15 protein-coding genes are annotated in these 16,545 nt (G+C 72.1%); 5 read left to right on the top strand and 10 right to left on the bottom strand.

The window, feature by feature from the left end; genetic code table 11:
* The first annotated feature begins 69 nt into the window (after nt 1–69).
* Complete coding sequence (locus PYR72_RS41940) at nt 70–1,467, top strand: RICIN domain-containing protein (protein WP_275460147.1); 1,398 nt, start codon at nt 70–72, stop codon at nt 1,465–1,467.
* Here the strand turns inward: PYR72_RS41940 and PYR72_RS41935 are convergent.
* The 5 genes from PYR72_RS41935 to PYR72_RS41915 all read right to left on the bottom strand — a co-directional run bounded on the left by PYR72_RS41935 (nt 1,411) and on the right by PYR72_RS41915 (nt 6,673).
* Nucleotides 1,411–1,719 carry a hypothetical protein gene (locus PYR72_RS41935; protein ID WP_275460146.1) on the bottom strand — a complete coding sequence of 103 codons (309 nt, stop codon included), beginning with the start codon at nt 1,717–1,719 and terminating at the stop codon, nt 1,411–1,413. The genes PYR72_RS41940 and PYR72_RS41935 overlap by 57 nt on opposite strands.
* 98 nt (nt 1,720–1,817) lie before the next feature.
* A complete protein-coding gene (locus tag PYR72_RS41930; protein ID WP_275460145.1) occupies nt 1,818–3,008 on the bottom strand; it encodes an XdhC/CoxI family protein in 1,191 nt (396 codons plus the stop codon).
* Nucleotides 3,001–5,121 (bottom strand): xanthine dehydrogenase family protein molybdopterin-binding subunit, encoded by a 2,121-nt coding sequence (locus PYR72_RS41925; RefSeq protein ID WP_275460144.1) that lies wholly within the window; start codon nt 5,119–5,121, stop codon nt 3,001–3,003. The genes PYR72_RS41930 and PYR72_RS41925 overlap by 8 nt, the downstream gene beginning before the upstream one ends.
* A complete protein-coding gene (locus PYR72_RS41920; RefSeq protein WP_275460143.1) occupies nt 5,118–6,110 on the bottom strand; it encodes a xanthine dehydrogenase family protein subunit M in 993 nt (330 codons plus the stop codon). The genes PYR72_RS41925 and PYR72_RS41920 overlap by 4 nt, the downstream gene beginning before the upstream one ends.
* Nucleotides 6,107–6,673 carry a 2Fe-2S iron-sulfur cluster-binding protein gene (locus tag PYR72_RS41915; RefSeq protein WP_275460142.1) on the bottom strand — a complete coding sequence of 189 codons (567 nt, stop codon included), beginning with the start codon at nt 6,671–6,673 and terminating at the stop codon, nt 6,107–6,109. The genes PYR72_RS41920 and PYR72_RS41915 overlap by 4 nt, the downstream gene beginning before the upstream one ends.
* A gap of 210 nt (nt 6,674–6,883) precedes the next feature.
* Between PYR72_RS41915 and PYR72_RS41910 the strand changes: the two genes are divergently transcribed.
* Entirely contained in the window at nt 6,884–7,489 is a 606-nt protein-coding gene (locus PYR72_RS41910; protein ID WP_275460141.1) for a TetR/AcrR family transcriptional regulator, read from the top strand.
* Between the two features lie 46 nt (nt 7,490–7,535).
* Here the strand turns inward: PYR72_RS41910 and PYR72_RS41905 are convergent, their stop codons facing one another.
* Entirely contained in the window at nt 7,536–8,030 is a 495-nt protein-coding gene (locus tag PYR72_RS41905; RefSeq protein WP_275460140.1) for an Lrp/AsnC family transcriptional regulator, read from the bottom strand.
* Nucleotides 8,031–8,133: 103 nt separating this feature from the next.
* Between PYR72_RS41905 and PYR72_RS41900 the strand changes: the two genes are divergently transcribed.
* Nucleotides 8,134–9,165 (top strand): pyridoxal-phosphate dependent enzyme, encoded by a 1,032-nt coding sequence (locus PYR72_RS41900; RefSeq protein WP_275460139.1) that lies wholly within the window; start codon nt 8,134–8,136, stop codon nt 9,163–9,165.
* Here the strand turns inward: PYR72_RS41900 and PYR72_RS41895 are convergent.
* The 3 genes from PYR72_RS41895 to PYR72_RS41885 all read right to left on the bottom strand — a co-directional run bounded on the left by PYR72_RS41895 (nt 9,162) and on the right by PYR72_RS41885 (nt 11,484).
* Complete coding sequence (locus PYR72_RS41895; RefSeq protein WP_275460138.1) at nt 9,162–9,725, bottom strand: GNAT family protein; 564 nt, start codon at nt 9,723–9,725, stop codon at nt 9,162–9,164. The two genes, PYR72_RS41900 and PYR72_RS41895, sit on opposite strands and share 4 nt — an antisense overlap.
* A gap of 133 nt (nt 9,726–9,858) precedes the next feature.
* Nucleotides 9,859–10,221, bottom strand: a complete 363-nt coding sequence (locus tag PYR72_RS41890; protein ID WP_275460137.1) for a hypothetical protein — start codon at nt 10,219–10,221, stop codon at nt 9,859–9,861.
* Nucleotides 10,222–10,293: 72 nt separating this feature from the next.
* The gene (locus tag PYR72_RS41885; protein WP_275460136.1) at nt 10,294–11,484 is read right to left on the bottom strand and encodes a right-handed parallel beta-helix repeat-containing protein; all 1,191 of its coding nucleotides are present in this window, start codon (nt 11,482–11,484) and stop codon (nt 10,294–10,296) included.
* Between the two features lie 311 nt (nt 11,485–11,795).
* On the opposite strand from PYR72_RS41885, the gene PYR72_RS41880 reads away from it, so the two are divergent.
* The gene (locus tag PYR72_RS41880; RefSeq protein ID WP_275460135.1) at nt 11,796–12,932 is read left to right on the top strand and encodes a GDSL-type esterase/lipase family protein; all 1,137 of its coding nucleotides are present in this window, start codon (nt 11,796–11,798) and stop codon (nt 12,930–12,932) included.
* A gap of 243 nt (nt 12,933–13,175) precedes the next feature.
* Nucleotides 13,176–14,861 carry a cellulase family glycosylhydrolase gene (locus PYR72_RS41875; RefSeq protein ID WP_275460134.1) on the top strand — a complete coding sequence of 562 codons (1,686 nt, stop codon included), beginning with the start codon at nt 13,176–13,178 and terminating at the stop codon, nt 14,859–14,861.
* Nucleotides 14,862–14,890: 29 nt separating this feature from the next.
* Here PYR72_RS41875 and PYR72_RS41870 read toward each other — a convergent pair whose 3' ends face one another.
* Nucleotides 14,891–16,375 carry an MFS transporter gene (locus PYR72_RS41870; protein ID WP_275460662.1) on the bottom strand — a complete coding sequence of 495 codons (1,485 nt, stop codon included), beginning with the start codon at nt 16,373–16,375 and terminating at the stop codon, nt 14,891–14,893.
* Nucleotides 16,376–16,545: the final 170 nt, after the last annotated feature.

Below are 16,545 nucleotides of genomic sequence, written 5' to 3'. Positions count from 1 at the left end.
TGCCCGACCCGGCACTCGGTGTGTCATGCCTCTGACATCAATCCGGTGTGCCGGAGTGGAAGGAACCCTGTGAGCCTGTCCCGTCCCCATCCCCGTCCTCGTACGCGCCCTCGCGCCCACGCCCGTGCCCTGGGCGCGGTCGCCGCGCTCACCCTGGGCGTGCCCTTCGCGATGCCGGGGACCGCCGCCGCGGCGGTCCCCACGCACTCGGTCTATCTGCAGAACTCCGTCACGGGGCTCAACGCGGCGGACAGCGGCGGTACGGTCGCCGCGCACAACCCCAAGGGCAACGAGGACCACCAGCAGTGGACGCCGGTCGCCGTCGGCGGCGGCCACCAGCTGCGCAACGCCGACCGGTCGGGGATCTGCCTCGGCCGGAACGGCGCCTCGGCGGTGACGGCGGCCTGCGGCGCGGACGGCACCACGTGGACGGTCACCGAGGCGGCCGACAGCACGTACACGATCGCCGTGCCCGGCACCGCGCAGTATCTGACGGGCGTCGCCTCGGACTCCTCCCTGGTGCAGATCGGGTCGAAGGGCGACCAGGCCCGCTGGTACCTCACGCCGGTCGCCCCCGCCACGACCGCCATGCCCTCCCCCGACACCCGGACCCTCGACCAGGTCTCCTTCCTCACCTCGCACAACGCCTTCGCCAACGGCGCCGACGGAAACTTCGCCTCGTTCCCCGTCAGTCTGTTCCCCAACCAGTCACGGGGCATCAGCCGCCAACTCACCGACGGGGTGAGGGGGTTCATGCTCGACGCGTACACCGTCTCGGGTCAGGCCGTGCTGTGCCACAACAGCTGTGACGGGGTCGGCAGCCCGGTGCCGCTCGCCACCGACCTCCAGCGCATGGTCGACTTCCTCAAGGCCAACCCGGGCCAGTTCGCCACGGTCTTCCTGGAGGACTACACCTCCTCCGACGTGCTGAAGGCGTCGCTGGCCTCCGTCCGCGGCCTTTCCGACGTGCTGTACCGGCCCGACCAGGAGGGCGTGGCCACCAACGGCTGGCCCACCATGGCCGACCTCGCGGCCCGCGGCAAGCAGCTGCTGGTCTTCAGCGACCGCACCCGCGCGAGCGACACCTCCGCCGGCCAGGCCGCCCGGAACACCTTCGGCGTGATGTACCAGCGCGAGTGGACCGTGGAGAACTACTGGTCCATGGGCGGCGGGCTCGGCGGGTCCGACTGGTCCTGCTACAGCCGCTGGGGCACGAGCAGGCCCCTCACCACGGACTCGGCCGCCTTCCACCCGCTGTTCGTCATGAACCACTTCCGCGACTACACGATCAGCGGCACGACCGAGACGGACAACGCCAAGCTGGGCAACCGGGCACAGAACTTCTGCACCCCGGCCGCCCGCAAGAAGCCCAACTACCTCGCCGTCGACCGCTACGAGCTGGGCTCGCCGTCACCGCTGACCAGCGTCGCGAACCTCAACACGTACGTCCTCGCGGCGGGTCAGTAGCCGCCGGCCCCACCTGCGGGGCGCCCCAGGGATGCCCCGCAGGACGGGCAGATGGCTCCGGGTCAGCTTCGCCCGCTCACCGCCGCCCGCGATCAGGGCGTTGACCGACGCCATCGGGTCACCGCCGGCCGACCGCGCCACCAGCGCGCCGACCAGCAGCGGCAGCAGCACCACCGCGAGGGCCGACCCGGTGGCGGTGGCCGTGGCGGTGACGTTGTGGAGCGGGCGCGGGCGCGAGGGGTGCGTGTCCATGACGCCAGTGCACCAGCGGGCGGCGGTGCCGGGCATCGGAGCAGGTACTCAGTCGTCCCGGCCGACGTACTCAGACCCGCCCGCCGGCCCGCGCCCGGTCAGGCCGCCGCCACGGCACCCCGCTCCCCCGCCTCGCGATGGATCGGCGTCCCCGACCCGGTCAGCGGTACGCCCGTGCCGCCGCGCCGGGCCGCGACGATCTCCGCCGCGATGGACAGGGCCGTCTCCTCGGGCGTACGGGCGCCGAGGTCGAGCCCGATCGGGGACCTGAGCCGGGCCAGCTCCCGTTCGGTGAGACCGGCCTCGCGCAGGCGCTCTTCGCGGTCGGCGTGGGTACGGCGGGAACCCATCGCCCCCACGAACGCGACCGGCATCCGCAGGGCCGCCGTCAGCAGCGGGATGTCGAACTTGGCGTCGTGGGTGAGCACGCACAGGACCGTGCGCCGGTCGGTCCCCGTGCGCCGCAGATAGCGGTGCGGCCAGTCCACCACGATGTCGTCGGCCTCGGGGAAGCGGGCCCGCGTGGCGAAGACGGGACGGGCGTCGCACACGGTGACGTGGTAGCCGAGGAACTTGCCCGCGCGCACCAGCGCCGCCGCGAAGTCGATCGCCCCGAACACGATCATGCGGGGCGGTGGCACCCGTGTCTCCACCAAGAGCGTGAGACCGCCGGGGCAGTGCGAACCGTCCGCCGACAGCTCGACGGTGCCCGTGCGTCCGCCGTCCAGCATGGCCCGCGCCTCGGCGGCCGCCGTCCGGTCCAGACCGGGGTGACCGCCGAGCCCGCCCTCGTGGCCCGCCTCGGCCGCCGGGCCGTACGCCCCGCCGTCGGGCCCGTCCCCGGCTCCGCCGGCCCGTACGAGCAGGGCGTGTCCGAGGAGTTCGGCCGGGCCCCGCACGACGCGGGCGACGGCCGTCGGTTCGTCCCGGGCGGCCGCCGAGAGCGCGGCGCGCAGCACGGCTCGGGCCGGTGAGGCGGCGGTGACCGGCGTGACCAGGATGTCGATGACGCCGCCGCAGGTCAGGCCGACCGCGAAGGCGTCCTCGTCGCTGTAGCCGAAGCGCCGCAGAACCGTCTCCCCGTCCGCCAGGGCCTGCCGGCACAGCTCGTACACCTCGCCCTCGACACAGCCGCCGGAGACCGAGCCGACGGCCGTGCCCAGGCTGTCTACGGCGAGGGCCGCGCCGGGGCCTCGGGGGGCGCTGCCGCTCACCGCCACGACCGTGGCGACGGCGAAGTCGCGGCCCTCCTCGGCCCAGGCGCTCAGCTCGGCGGCCGCGTCAAGCATCCCGGCCCGCCGTCAGGACGCGGTCGGGCCGGATGGGCAGGTGGCGGTGGCGTACGCCGGTGGCGTGCCGGACCGCGTTGGCCACGGCGGCCGCCGCGCCCACGATGCCGATCTCACCGATGCCCTTGATGCCGACGGGGTCGTCGGGGTCGAGGTCCTCGACCCAGTCGGCCTCGACGGCGGGCACGTCGGCGTGCGCGGCCACGTGATAGCCGGCGAGGTCGGCGCCGTAGTGGCCGCCGGACGCCCGGTCGCGGACCGCCTCCTCGTGCAGGGCCATGGAGATGCCCCAGATCATGCCGCCGACGAGCTGGCTCCGGGCGGTGAGCGGGTTGACGATCCGGCCCGCCGCGAAGATGCCGAGCATGCGCCGTACGCGGACCTCGCCGGTCGCGGGGTCCACGGCGACCTCGGCGAACTGGGCGCCGTAGGAGTGCCGTTCCTTCTGGGCGAGGGCGCCGAGGGCGGCGGTGGTGTCGGAGCGGACGGTGATGCCCTCCGGCGGGATGTCGGCGCCGAGGGCCAGCCTCTCCCGCATCTCGCGGGCGGCGAGGGTGACGGCCCAGGCCCAGGAGCGGGTGCCCATCGAACCGCCGGCGATCATGGCGGGCCCGAAGTCGCTGTCACCGATCCGTACCCGGACCTCTTCCGGTGCCACCTCCAGGGCGTCGGCGGCGACGAGGGTGAGCGCGGTGCGGGCGCCGGTCCCGATGTCCGCCGCGTTGACCCGGACGGTGAAGGTGCCGTCGGCCTCGGCGGTGACGGCCGCCGTGGAGGGTGCGGCTCCCGCGCCGAAGGAGGCGGCGGCCGTGCCGGTGCCGAGCAGCCAGCGGCCGTCCCGGCGCAGGCCCGGGCGCGGGTCGCGGTCGGCCCAGCCGAACCGGCGCGCGCCCTCGCGGAAGCAGGCGTGCAGGTTGCGGCCGGCGAACGGCAGCCCGGAGACGGGGCCCCGCTCGGGTTCGTTGCGGGCCCGCAGCTCGATCGGGTCGATGCCGAGCTTCTCGGCCAGCTCGTCGACCGCCGACTCCAGCGCGAAGGAGCCCGGCGCCTCGCCGGGCGCGCGCATCCAGGTGGGGGTGGGCACGTCGCGCCGGACGATCCGGCTGGCCGTGTGGTGGGCGTCGGCGCCGTACATGACCCGGGCCGGTCCGGCGGCCGACTCGATGAACTCGTGGACGGTCGAGGTGAGGCTCTGCGAGCGGTGCTCCAGGGCGCGCAGCCGTCCGTCGGCGTCGGCGCCGAGCCGCACCCGCTGGGCGGTGGGGCTGCGGTAGCCGGCGAGGGAGAACATCTGACGCCGGGTCATGACGACGCGGACCGGCCGCTGCAGGACCGTCGCGGCCATGACGGCGGCGACCTGGTGGGCGCGGACGCCCTTGCTGCCGAAGCCGCCGCCGACGTGCTCGGAGCGGACCCGCACCGAACCCGGGTCGAGGGAGAAGAGGTTGGCGAGTTCGCCCTGGACCCACATGGTGCCCTGGTTGGAGTCGAACACGTCGAGCCGGCCGCCGTCCCAGTGGGCCGTCACCGCGTGCGGCTCCATCGGGTTGTGGTGTTCCTCGGGGGTGCTGTACTCGGCGTCCACGACGACGGCGGAGGCGGCGAGTTCGGCCTCCAGGTCGCCCTGCTCGATCACCGCGGGGCCGAAGGCGTCCAGCGGGTACGCGTCCGGGGCCCCGGCGGTGAAGTCGGTGTCGTGCGGCTGCTGTTCGTAGTGCACGACCAGCGCCTCCGCGGCCTCCCGGGCCTGCTCGGAGGTCTCGGCGACGACCAGTGCCACGGGCCAGCCCCGGTGCGGTACCCGGTCGTGCTGGAAGACGGCGGTGGTCGGGTCGGGCTTGGATCCCATGAGGCCTGCGTAGTCGGTGTCGAGGCGCGGGGCGTTCTCGTGGGTCAGGACGGCGAGCACGCCCGGCATCGCGAGGGCGTCGGCGGTCTCGATCGCGCGGATCCGGCCGCGGGCCACCGTGGACAGCGCGAGCCAGCCGTGGACGAGTCCGGTGAGGGGGATCTCCCCGGCGTAGCGGGCGGCGCCGGTGACCTTGTCGCGGCCTTCGACGCGGGTGCGCGCGGTGCCGACGGCGCGCTGGTGGGCCGTGGGGGCGGTGGTCATCGGGTGGCCTCCTCGGTGAGTTCGGACAGGACGGCCACGACGAGGTTGCGCATGAGGGTCACCTTGTAGGCGTTGTGCGGCAGCGGCGCGGCGGCGGCCAGTTCGGCGTCGGCGGCGGCCGCGAAGCTCTGGGCGTCGGCCGGGGCTCCGGTCAGCGCGCGCTCCGCCGCGCGGGCCCGCCACGGCCGGGACGCGACCGCCCCGAAGGCCAGCCGGGCCTCGTGCACGAGGCCGTCACGGACGTCGAGCGCGGCGGCGATCGAGCCGATGGCGAAGGCGTACGAGGCGCGTTCGCGGACCTTGCGGTAGCGGGAGTGCGCGGCGACGGGGGCGGGCGGCAGGACGACGCCGGTGATCAGGGCGCCCGGCGGCAGGGCCGTCTCGAGGTGCGGGGTGTCGCCGACGGGCAGGTAGAAGTCGGCGAGGGGTGACTCGCCGCGTCCGTCGGCCGTCTCGTAGGTCACCACGGCGTCGAAGGCGGCCAGCGCCACGCCCATGTCGGAGGGGTGGGTGGCCACGCAGTGCCCGGACGCGCCGAGGATCGCGTGGTTGTGGTGCTCGCCCTCGATCGCGGGGCAGCCGCTGCCGGGCAGGCGCTTGTTGCAGGGCTGGGTGACGTCGGCGAAGTAGCCGCAGCGGGTGCGCTGCAGGAGGTTGCCGCCGACGGTGGCCATGTTGCGCAGCTGCCCGGACGCGCCGGCCAGCACGGCCTGGGCCAGTGCGGGGTAGCGGCGGCGGATCTCGGGGTGGGCCGCGAGGTCGCTGTTGGTGACGGTCGCGCCGATCCGCAGTCCGCCGTCCTCGGTCGGCTCGATCGCGTCGAGGGGGAGTTCACGGACGTCGACGAGCCGGGCGGGCCGCTCGACGCCGGTCTTCATCAGGTCGACGAGGTTGGTGCCGCCGCCGAGGAAACGGGCCTCGGGGTCGGCGCCGAGCAGGGCGACCGCGCCGGAGACGTCGTACGCCCGCTGGTAGTCGAACTCCTTCACGCCACGCTCTCCTCGGTCTTCGCGGTGCTGCCGGCGGCGGCGCGGGCGACGGCCTCGACGATCGACACGTAGGCGCCGCAGCGGCACAGGTTGCCGCTCATCCGCTCGCGGATCTCCTCGGGGGTGAGCGGTGGCGCTCCCGCCTCGGGGCGTACGTCGGCGGTGGCGGCGCTGGGCCAGCCCGCCGCGTGTTCCTCGATGACCGCGATGGCCGAACAGATCTGGCCCGGGGTGCAGTAGCCGCACTGGAAGCCGTCGAGGTCAAGGAACGCCTGCTGTACGGGGTGCAGTTCGTCGCCGTCGGCGACGCCCTCGATGGTGGTGATCTCGCGCCCCTCGGCCGCGACGGCCAGTTGCAGGCAGGAGACGGCACGGCGTCCGTCGACGAGGACGGTGCAGGCGCCGCACTGTCCCTGGTCACAGCCCTTCTTGGTGCCGGTCATGTCGAGCCGCTCGCGCAGGGCGTCGAGCAGGGTGGTGCGGTGGTCGACGGAGAGCGCGTGCTTCTCGCCGTTGATGTTCAGGGTGATGGCGCTGTACGTCGAGGAGGTGGCTGGGGACATGATCAGCCTTCTTTCGCGTATCCGGAGCATGTCGAGGAGACCCGCTCCGGCCGGCGGTCGAGTCAGGTATGTGGACAGCGGAGGTTGCCCTCGCCGGCCGGTCCGACGCTACGATGACACAACCGGACAGCTGTCCTCTCCGGAGAACGTAACGGACAGTTGTCCGCTTAACAAGGACGGGTTTCGGCCAGGGACCCGCGAGGAGGACCCGTGGAGCCGAAGAAGGACGCCTCGCTGCGCTCGGACGCCCAGCGCAACCGCGAGCGCATCCTGGCGGTCGCCCTGACCGAACTGACGCGCTGCGCGGACGCGCCGTTGAGCGGGATCGCCAGGAAGGCGGGTGTCGGGCAGGGCACGTTCTACCGTCATTTCCCCACTCGGGAGGCCCTGGTCCTGGAGGTCTACCGGCACGAGATGCGGCAGGTCGCCGATGCCGCGGTCGAGCTGCTCGCCACGCGCGAGCCGGACCGGGCGCTGCGCGAGTGGATGGACCGCCTCGCCCGCTTCGCCATGACCAAGGCGGGTCTGGCGGACGCGATCCGTCAGGCCACCTGCCGCCCCGACGGCCCCGACCGGCCGCCGCCCACGCCGGTGACGGAAGCCGCCGAACTCCTGCTCCGCGCGGGCGAGAAGGCCGGCACCGTCCACCCCGGGGTCACCGTGGACGACTTCTTCCTCGCGATCGCCGGCCTGTGGCAGCTGGCCGCCCAGGACACCGCCCAGCCCGACTGGCAGCCCCGCGCCACCCGTCTCCTCGACCTCGTCATGGACGGGCTGCGGGCGGGGGGTTCGAGGGCTGCGGGGGTGGAGGGGTAGGCGGTGGCGATCGGCCGGGGCGGCGCAGGCCAGGGCCGATGAGGGCTCAGGACTCCTGAGCGTGCGACGACCGGCCCGCGGCCAGCCGGTGCAGGAGAAGTGACATCCGGTGGGGAATCACCTCGGTCGTGGCGATCGAGGTACTGCTGCGCTGCACGCCGGGCACCAACTGCACCCTCTGCGTGACCCGGTGCAGATCGACCGTGTCACGCGCGACCACGCGAAGCATGAGATCCGCGTCGCCCGTCATGGTGTGCGCTTCGACGACCTCCGGAATGGCACCGATCGCCGCATAGACCGAGTCGATCTGCTGCTGCGCGACCGACAGGGTCACGAAGGCGAGCAGGGGCCGGCCCAGGGCCGCCGCGGGGAGACGCCCGCTGGGTGCGCCCAGCGCACCACTGTCGCGGAGCCTCTTCAGGCGCGCGTGCACCGTGTTCCGCGAGACCCCCAGCCGCGCGGCGATCTCGATCAGTGAGGCTTCGGGCGAGCTGTCCAGAGCGAGCAGGATCCGGGCATCGACCGCGTCCAGGCTGTGCATGGGACAGGACAGTACACCGCGAGGCGCGCCTGCGGCTGTGCATCTGCACGATCGAAAACGATTCGCTTGTGCATTCCGCCCTCCCTGCTTAAGTTCTGCGGCCATGAGAACAGCGACTCACCACACCGACCTGCCGCGTATCGATCTCCGGGGGTTCACCTCGCCCGTGCACGTCCTGCCCCGGCTCAGCGACGAGCTGGGCGTGGAGGTCTGGTGCAAGCGCGACGACCTGGGCTCGGTGGGCCTCGCGGGGAACAAGGTGCGCAAGCTGGAGACAGAACTCGCGCACGCACGAGCGCTGGGGGCCACGCACCTCGTGACCGAAGGCTCCCGGCACTCCAACGCCACGCGGGCGGCCGCGGCCGCGGCCGCTTCGATCGGAATGAAATGCACCCTCGTGCTCTGCCACGACGAGCCGAAGGAGCCGGTGGGCAATCTTCTCCTCGACGCCCTTTTCGGCGCCGATCTCCGCCTTGTCGGCGACACCTCCTGGGGAGAGCTCGCTCGGCTGACCGGGGATGTCGTCCGTGAGCTCGAGGCGGCCGGAGAACGTGTCCACCGACTGCCCATCGGCTCGGCGACCGGCCGTGGCGCGGCGAGTTTCGCGCGCGCCTACATCGAGGCCGACGAACAGATGGAGGCGCAGGGTGCGTCGTTCAGGACGATCGTGCACGCCAGTTCGGCGGGAAGCACGCACGCGGGACTCGTACTGGGGCGAGCGCTCCGCGGGCGGTCGGCCCGCGTCATCGGCGTCGTGGTCGCGGGAGAGGTGTACGACGACGTGTCAGGGACCTACCTCCGTCTCGCGAACGAGGCAGCCGGCCTCGTCGCGCCCACCGTCCGTCTTGCCGCATCCGACATCGAACTGACCGAGGCGTACCTGGGAGAGGGCTACGGACAGCCCGCCCCCGGCGTCACCGAGGCCATCGACCTCATGGCACGGCTGGAGGGCATCGTGGTCGACCCCGTGTACACGGCGAAAGCCGTCGCGGCGATCATCGACATGGCACGCAGGGGAACGATCGAGGGCCCGGTCCTCTTCTGGCACACCGGGGGGTACCACGCGCTCTTCGATCCGAGCCTGACGGCGACCGTGTGGGACGGCCTTCCCCGACTGCGGGACATCCGGCTCTAGGCACCGGCTCCGGGCGTGGACGGTGTTCCGGCACAGTGCTCCGAGCGGAGCAGACCGTAGACGAGCACATCGACATACTCGCCGTGCTGGAAGGACCTGCCGCGCATGACTCCTTCCCGCCGGAACCCGAGGCGTTCGAGGGCTTTCTGCTCGGCGAGGTTGCCGCCATTGGTGAGAGCCTCGATCCTGTGGGCGGTCGTGCGGCCGAACAGATGGTCCACGAGAAGCTTCTGCGCCGCCGTGCCCACCCCCTGTCCCCGATGCTCGGGGAGCACTCCCACGCCGATCTCGTAGGTGACACCCGACGGGAAGCCGCGGGGCTTCCACGAGACGATGCCGAGGACCGTGTCGTCGGCCCCCGCGATCGCGACCGCCGAGGACTCGGCGGAGATGTACCCATCGGTCTCCCACCGCTTGCGGCGTGCCCTCGGGTCACCGAATCCGGGCCACTCGAACGCGCCGAGCGCTTCGGGATCGGTGCAGAGGCGGTCGAGGAAGCCGAGGTCGGCCTCGGTGAAGGCCCTCAAATGGACTGTGTCCGGGCGGTTCGCTGGAGTCATGAAGGTCAGTATCACGCCCGGAACACCACCCGTCAGGCAGTGAGTCCTTCTCAACCTGCCTATGACAGGCAGGAGTTGGGAGACGCGGTCGTCCGGCGTCCGGGCCCGGCGACGGCGGCGTCGAGGGCCGGTGTCACGGCTCGCGGTGCCGGGCGAACACCTGTCGCTGTTCCTCCTGCCAACTCCAGTCGGCCGGGCGGGAGAAGGGCAGGCTTCGGGCGAGGACGGCGAACTGTCCGGACGGCTCCCGGCTGGCCTTGTTCACCACGATCGCCGAGAGCATCGGTGCTCGTCCGTCCTCATTGTGGTAGGAGCAGACGTCCGCGAGGAGATACGTCATGACTCCGCGGTGGGGCGGGATGGAGTCGAAGCCCCGTGCCTGCAACTCGGCGCTCAACTCCCCGTAGGTGATGGTCCGTTCCTGCCGGGCCCGTACCCGCAGGATCTCCACGGCGGCCTCGACCGCTGCCGGGTACTCCGGGTCCTTGGTCCTCATCTGCGCTCCCCCTCGCGTGCACACCGACCGGCACGCGCATCGTAGCGACCGGACACCCTCCAGGCACCGCGATCAGAACCGAGCCCCCACATCCGCCCCGTTCGCCGGCCGGAGGAACACCGACGTCGGGATCGAACCGTTCGCCGTCCTCGCCCCCGTGATCGTGGTCGCGTCCGTGCTGGTGAAGGTCCAGGTGCCGCCGAGGTTCCAGGAGTTGCCGCTGCCGCCGGAGTTCGAGCCCAGCGAGACGTTCGTACCGTTGGCCACCGAGAGGTTCTTCGTCAGCGTGCCGTCGGCGTCGGCGAAGTCGAAACCCGCGCCCTTGTTGCGCCAGGCCGTGCAGCGCTCGGCCACCAGCGCGCCGGGGTTGGCGTTGTCGATGAAGCCGCCGGCCGAGTTGTCCCACGCCATGCTGTTGCGCACCACGTGCGCCGCGGGCCGGTCCTCGTCGCCGCCGCCGAGCTTGTAGCCGTTGCCGTCACCGGTGTAGTTGGGCAGGCTCCAGCGGTTGTAGCCGTTCCCGTGGGCGAGGCTCCCCTCGATCGTCACCGGGGAGAGGAACTCCCAGAGGTCCAGCCCGTCGTCCGCGTTGTTCCACAGCCGCGCCCCGCGGACGACGTTGCCCGTCCCGGAGCCCTCCTTGATCGCCAGACCGTCGGCGCTCTCGCCGTTCTTGCGCGGGTCCCGGTTGCCGTGACTGTCCAGATCGATGATCTGGTTGGCGCCGGACGCGCCCTGGAGGTGGACCCCGGACTCGTAGTTGTTCCGTGTGACCAGCCGCTCGAAGACATTGCCGTTGGTGTCCGCGCCGAAGATCCCGTACGGCCCGTTGACGATCTCCAGCCCGCTCAGCCGCCAGTGATCTCCCTCGATGTGGATCGCGCCCCGCTGTGCCCGCGGGATGCTGGAGCCGACCGCGCCGGGCGTGTACGGCATCCCCTCGCCGTCGATGACGACGCGCTCGCCGTTGTAGTTGCCGAGCCGGATGGGCCGGCTCGCCGTACCGCTCTTCAGCAGCTGGATGTTCGCGGTCGGCGCGTAGGTCCCGCCCCGGATCAGGATCGAGTCGCCCGCCTGCGCGAGGTCGACGGCCCGCTGGATGGTCCGTAACGGGGCGGCCAGGGTGCCGGGGTTGCCGTCGTCACCGTTGGTCGCGACATGGAGGGCGCCGACCGCGTGCGCCGCGGGGGCGGACAGGGCGAGGAGGCCGCCGGCCAGGACGCTCAACAGGCTTACGCACGCGGTGAATCGCTGTGGTCGCATGGTTCGTCTCCCGGACACCGTGAGGGGAAAGCGCTTTCTCCCACGGAAGCTAGGGGCGCCGTCCCGAGCGCGTCAATATCCATGCACGTGATTGCTGTTCTCATTCATGAATCGACGTGAATCCGCGAGCATGGAGAGGTCCGGCGTCGAGGAGAGCGGGCCGGATGGATCAGAGCGAGCCTGCGGGCGCCGACACGGGCGGCCCGACTCCCTGCCGAAGATGTACGCGCAGCCATCTTGACGTGTAAATGACAACGATGGCAGGTTCACCCGGGAGCGCTCCCATCTCACTCAGGGAAGGGACCCACCCCATGCGTGACACCCACTCATCCCCCTTACCGCCCCTGCCGCTTCTCGGCCTGGTGGCAGCCCTGCTCGTCTCCCTCGCACTGACACTCGCACCCCCCGCGCCCGGCGCGGCGGCCGCCGCGTCGACGGCAAGCGGCGCCGCCGCGGCCCCCGTGCGCGTCATGCCGCTCGGCGACTCGATCACCGGCTCGCCCGGCTGCTGGCGGGCGGTGCTGCGGAACCGCCTGCGGAACGCCGGCTACACGGACCTCGACTTCGTCGGCACGCTCCCCACCCAGGGCTGCGGGCAGGAGCACGACGGCGACAACGAGGGCCACGGCGGGGAACTCGTGACCCATGTCGCCGACCAGAACCTGCTGCCCGCCCGGCTCTCGGCGACGCGACCCGACATCGTTGTCATGCACTTCGGCACGAACGACGTGTGGAGCAGCATCGCCCCGGACCGCATCCTCGCCGCGTACACCAAGCTCGTCGGTCAGATGCGCGCGTCCCACCCGCACATGCGGGTCCTCGTCGCGCAGCTCATCCCCATGAACCCCGGCAGCTGCACAGGCTGCGCACAGCGGGTGGTGGACTTCAACGCGCGGATCCCCGCCTGGGCCCGGGCGACCAGCACCGAGGACTCACCGGTGACCGTGGTCGACCAGTGGACGGGGTTCAGCACGGCGACCGACACCTACGACGGGGTGCATCCGAACGCCGCCGGGGACGACAAGATCGCCGCCCGCTGGTTCCCGGCGCTGAGGGCGGTGCTGGACGCGGGAGTACCGGGTGATCCGGGAGACCCGGGCGATCCGGGCGGCGGTCAGGTCACCTGCGGTGCCGTCTTTCGGGCCACCAACGTCTGGCAGGGTGGCTACCAGGGCGAAGTCACCGTCACGAACACGTCGTCGTCCGCCGTGGCGGGCTGGACCGTGACGGTCGTACCGGCCGGCGGGGCCCGTCTCACCCAGGTCTGGAACGGGACCTCGGCCACGGCGGCCGACGGCACCGTCACGGTCACCAACGCCTCGTGGAACGGCACGCTCGCGGCGGGCGCGAGCGCCTCGTTCGGGTTCGTCGCCTCGGCCCCGACGACGGCCGGGACGCCGTCGGCGACGGTCGGCTGCACGGCACGGGCGACGGTCTCCTCCCGGTAATCGACGCCTCGTCGGCGATGCCTGTCGTCGACGCCTCGTCATCGACGCCTTGTCATCGACGCCTTGTCATCGGCCGGGACATCGGCCGGTGATGGGTCGGCCACCCGCCGAACATCGGCGGTGCGTCGGCGCGCCACCGGCCGGCAACGGCCGGCCGACAAGAGCCCCTGCTCCCTGCCCCACGCCGCACACCCCTCACCGCTCTCCCTTGTCTCTCCCCCACTCCCCTTAGCTGGAGCCGCCATGAGAGCCCCCACGCACACGACAGCCCCCGCCCACTCACCTCGGACGCCCCCCAAGCGCCGGGCACCCCGGACCGGCGCCCTCGTCGCCGCCCTCCTCGGCCTGCTGCTCCCCTTGTTCGCCCTCGGCACACCGGCGCACGCGGCGCACGCGGCGCCGCCCGGTTTCCGGATCGAGAACGGGCGGCTGCTGGAGCGCTCCGGCAACGACTTCGTGATGCGCGGCGTGAACCACGCCCACACCTGGTACGCGGACCAGATCGGCTCGCTCGCCCACATCAAGGCCAAGGGCGCCAACACCGTGCGCGTGGTCCTCTCCAGCGGTGACCGGTGGACCCGTAACGACACCGCCGACGTGGCGAACGTCGTGGCGCAGTGCAAACGCAACCGGCTCATCTGTGTGCTGGAGGTGCACGACACCACGGGGTACGGCGAGCAGAGCGGGGCGGTGACGCTCTCCCGGGCCGCCGACTACTGGATCGGCGTACAGAGCGCGTTGACGGGCCAGGAGGACTACGTCGTCGTCAACATCGGCAACGAGCCGTACGGCAACAACAACTACGCGGGCTGGACGGCGGACACCAAGGCGGCGATCCAGAAGCTGCGCGCCGCCGGGTTCGACCACACGATCATGGTCGACGCCCCCAACTGGGGCCAGGACTGGGCGTTCACCATGCGCGACAACGCGGCCTCCGTCTTCGCCGCCGACCCGGACGCCAACACGGTCTTCTCCATCCACATGTACGGCGTCTTCGACACGGCGGCGGAGGTGAACGACTACCTCAACCGGTTCGTACAGGCCAAACTGCCCATCGTGATCGGCGAGTTCGGGCACGACCACTCGGACGGCAACCCCGACGAGGACGCCATCCTCGCCGCCGCGCAGCGCCTCGGCCTCGGTTACCTCGGCTGGTCCTGGAGCGGCAACGGTGGCGGCGTCGAGTACCTGGACCTGGTCACCGGCTTCGACCCGAACCGGCTGACCAGCTGGGGGCAGCGCCTCTTCAACGGCGCGAACGGTATCGCCGCCACGTCCAAGGAGGCCGCGGTCTACGCCTCCTCCGGCGGCGACACCACTCCCCCGACGGCCCCCGGCACCCCGACCGCCTCCGCGGTGACCTCCTCGTCCGCCACCCTGACCTGGGCCGCCGCCACCGACGCGACAGGCGTCACCGGCTACGACGTGGTCCGTGTCAGCGGGACCACCGAGACCGCCGTGACCACCACGACGGGCACCTCCGCGACCCTCACCGGGCTGACTCCCGCCACGTCGTACACCTTCGCCGTGTACGCGCGGGACGCGGCCGGCAACCGTTCCGCACGCTCGGGAACGGTGAACGTCACGACCGCCTCCGGCGGTTCCACGGCGGCCTGCGCCGTCGGCTACCGGGTGACCGGCGAGTGGTCCGGCGGGTTCCAGGGCGAGATCGTCATCCGCAACACCGGCACCTCGGCCGTCGACGGCTGGACCCTGCGCTGGACGTTCCCCGGCAGCCAGCGGGTCTCCAGCCTCTGGGGCGGTACGGCGGCCCAGTCCGGCGCGGCCGTCACCGTCACCGCCGCCTCGTACACCGCGAAGATCCCGGCCGCGGGCTCGGTCACCCTCGGGTTCACGGCGAGCCGTGGCACCACCAACCCGGCGCCGACCGCCTTCACCCTCAACGGGGCCTCCTGCACGACGACATGACCCTCCGTACGCCGCCGGGCCCCGGGCGGTCAGCCCGGGCCCGGCCCGACCCCGCCGCCCTTCAGCCGCTCCAGGTCGGAGGGCCGCACCTGGATGGCCAGGACGGCGATGAGGGCGGCGACGACGGTGAAGATCGCCGCCATGACGAAGGCGGCCGAGACGCCCGCGGTGAGCACCTCGTCGGACCAGGGCGGCGGGAGCTGCCCGGTCTGTTCGAACCGCAGGCGCTCGGCCGGTGTCGCCTGGGAGAGGAAGTCCGGGACCTGCTCGGCCGCCTCGTTGGTGCTGGCCGTGCCGTACATCGTGACGAGGATGGAGAGGCCGAGCGAACCGCCCACCTGCTGGGTGGCGTTGAGGAGTCCGGAGGCGGCACCGGTCTCCGGGGTGGGTACGTCGGAGAGGGCCATCAGGGTCAGCGAGACGAACTCCATCCCCATGCCCAGGCTGAAGACGAGCATCGGGCCGAGGACGCTGCCGGCGTAGGTGGAGTGGACGTCGGTCAGGGTCAGCCAGCCCAGCCCGGCCGCCGCGAGGATCGCGCCCCCCACCATGAACGGTTTGGGCCCGTACACGGGCAGGAACCGTGAGGCCAGCCCGGCACCGACCGCGATGACGGCGCTGACCGGCAGAAACGCCAGCCCGGTGGCCAGCGGGCTGAAGTCCAGCACGTTCTGGGTGAACAGCGTCAGGAAGAAGAACATGCCGAAGATCGCGGCCGCCAGGCACAGCATGATGCCGTAGGTCCCGGCGCGGTTGCGGTCGGCGAACATGTGCAGGGGAGTGATCGGCTGCCGGGAGCGCTTCTCCACCAGTACGAACGCCACCAGCAGCACGACGGCCGCGGCGAACGAGGCCAGCGTGAGCGCGTCCCGCCAGCCCTCCTGCGCGGCCCTGATGAAGCCGTACACCAGGCACACCATGCCCAGGGTGGAGGTGAGGGCACCGGTGACGTCGAAGTGCCCGGGTGTGCGCTCGGACTCCCTGATCCAGCGCGGTGTCGCCAGCACGATCAGCAGTCCGATCGGCACGTTGACGAACAGCACCCACCGCCAGTTCAGCCACTCCACGAGGATGCCGCCGGCGAGCAGCCCGATCGCGCCGCCGCCCGCCGAGACCGCCGCGAACACCCCGAACGCCCTGTTGCGCTCGGGGCCTTCACGGAACGTCGTACTGATCAGGGCGAGGGAGGTCGGCGAGGCGATGGCACCGCCGACGCCCTGGAGGGCGCGGGCGGCGAGGAGTTGGGTCTCGTTCTGGGCGAGACCGCCGAGGAGCGAGGCCAGGACGAAGAGCAGCACACCGAAGACGAAGACGCGCCGTCGGCCGAGGATGTCCCCGGCCCGGCCGCCCAGCAGCAACAGCCCGCCGAAGGTCAGCGTGTAGGCGTTGACCACCCAGGCGAGGCTGGTGGTGGAGAAGTCCAGCGAACGCTGGATGTCCGGCAGGGCGATGTTCACGATGGTGATGTCCAGCACCACCATCAGCTGGCACGAGGCGATGACGAACAGGGCCATCGCGCTGCCACCACCGCCCGTTTCCCGGGTGGTGGTGGATTCTGGGGAGGTCGGCCGAGGTTCGCTCATGGCAGGTCGCAAGGTCCGGGTCCGGCGGACGGGTCCGCCCGCCGCCGCGTTCCACTGTTCGACCGTACGCCGGTGACCTGCGCGTCACCACTCGGGCCTGG

This window comes from Streptomyces sp. VNUA24 (assembly GCF_029167005.1).
GTDB lineage: Bacteria > Actinomycetota > Actinomycetes > Streptomycetales > Streptomycetaceae > Streptomyces > Streptomyces scabiei.
This window is presented reverse-complemented; position numbering and strand designations above follow the sequence as displayed.

What these genes read in the sequence shown, in the direction of transcription:
- PYR72_RS41870 (WP_275460662.1), bottom strand. Translation starts at nt 16,375, where the DNA reads ATGGCCCTGTTCGTCATCGCCTCGTGCCAGCTGATGGTGGTGCTGGAC.
- PYR72_RS41905 (WP_275460140.1), bottom strand. Translation starts at nt 8,030, where the DNA reads ATGCACAGCCTGGACGCGGTCGATGCCCGGATCCTGCTCGCTCTGGAC.
- PYR72_RS41895 (WP_275460138.1), bottom strand. Translation starts at nt 9,725, where the DNA reads ATGACTCCAGCGAACCGCCCGGACACAGTCCATTTGAGGGCCTTCACC.
- PYR72_RS41925 (WP_275460144.1), bottom strand. Translation starts at nt 5,121, where the DNA reads ATGACCACCGCCCCCACGGCCCACCAGCGCGCCGTCGGCACCGCGCGC.
- PYR72_RS41900 (WP_275460139.1), top strand. Translation starts at nt 8,134, where the DNA reads ATGAGAACAGCGACTCACCACACCGACCTGCCGCGTATCGATCTCCGG.
- PYR72_RS41875 (WP_275460134.1), top strand. Translation starts at nt 13,176, where the DNA reads ATGAGAGCCCCCACGCACACGACAGCCCCCGCCCACTCACCTCGGACG.
- PYR72_RS41915 (WP_275460142.1), bottom strand. Translation starts at nt 6,673, where the DNA reads ATGTCCCCAGCCACCTCCTCGACGTACAGCGCCATCACCCTGAACATC.
- PYR72_RS41885 (WP_275460136.1), bottom strand. Translation starts at nt 11,484, where the DNA reads ATGCGACCACAGCGATTCACCGCGTGCGTAAGCCTGTTGAGCGTCCTG.
- PYR72_RS41890 (WP_275460137.1), bottom strand. Translation starts at nt 10,221, where the DNA reads ATGAGGACCAAGGACCCGGAGTACCCGGCAGCGGTCGAGGCCGCCGTG.
- PYR72_RS41880 (WP_275460135.1), top strand. Translation starts at nt 11,796, where the DNA reads ATGCGTGACACCCACTCATCCCCCTTACCGCCCCTGCCGCTTCTCGGC.
- PYR72_RS41935 (WP_275460146.1), bottom strand. Translation starts at nt 1,719, where the DNA reads ATGGACACGCACCCCTCGCGCCCGCGCCCGCTCCACAACGTCACCGCC.
- PYR72_RS41930 (WP_275460145.1), bottom strand. Translation starts at nt 3,008, where the DNA reads ATGCTTGACGCGGCCGCCGAGCTGAGCGCCTGGGCCGAGGAGGGCCGC.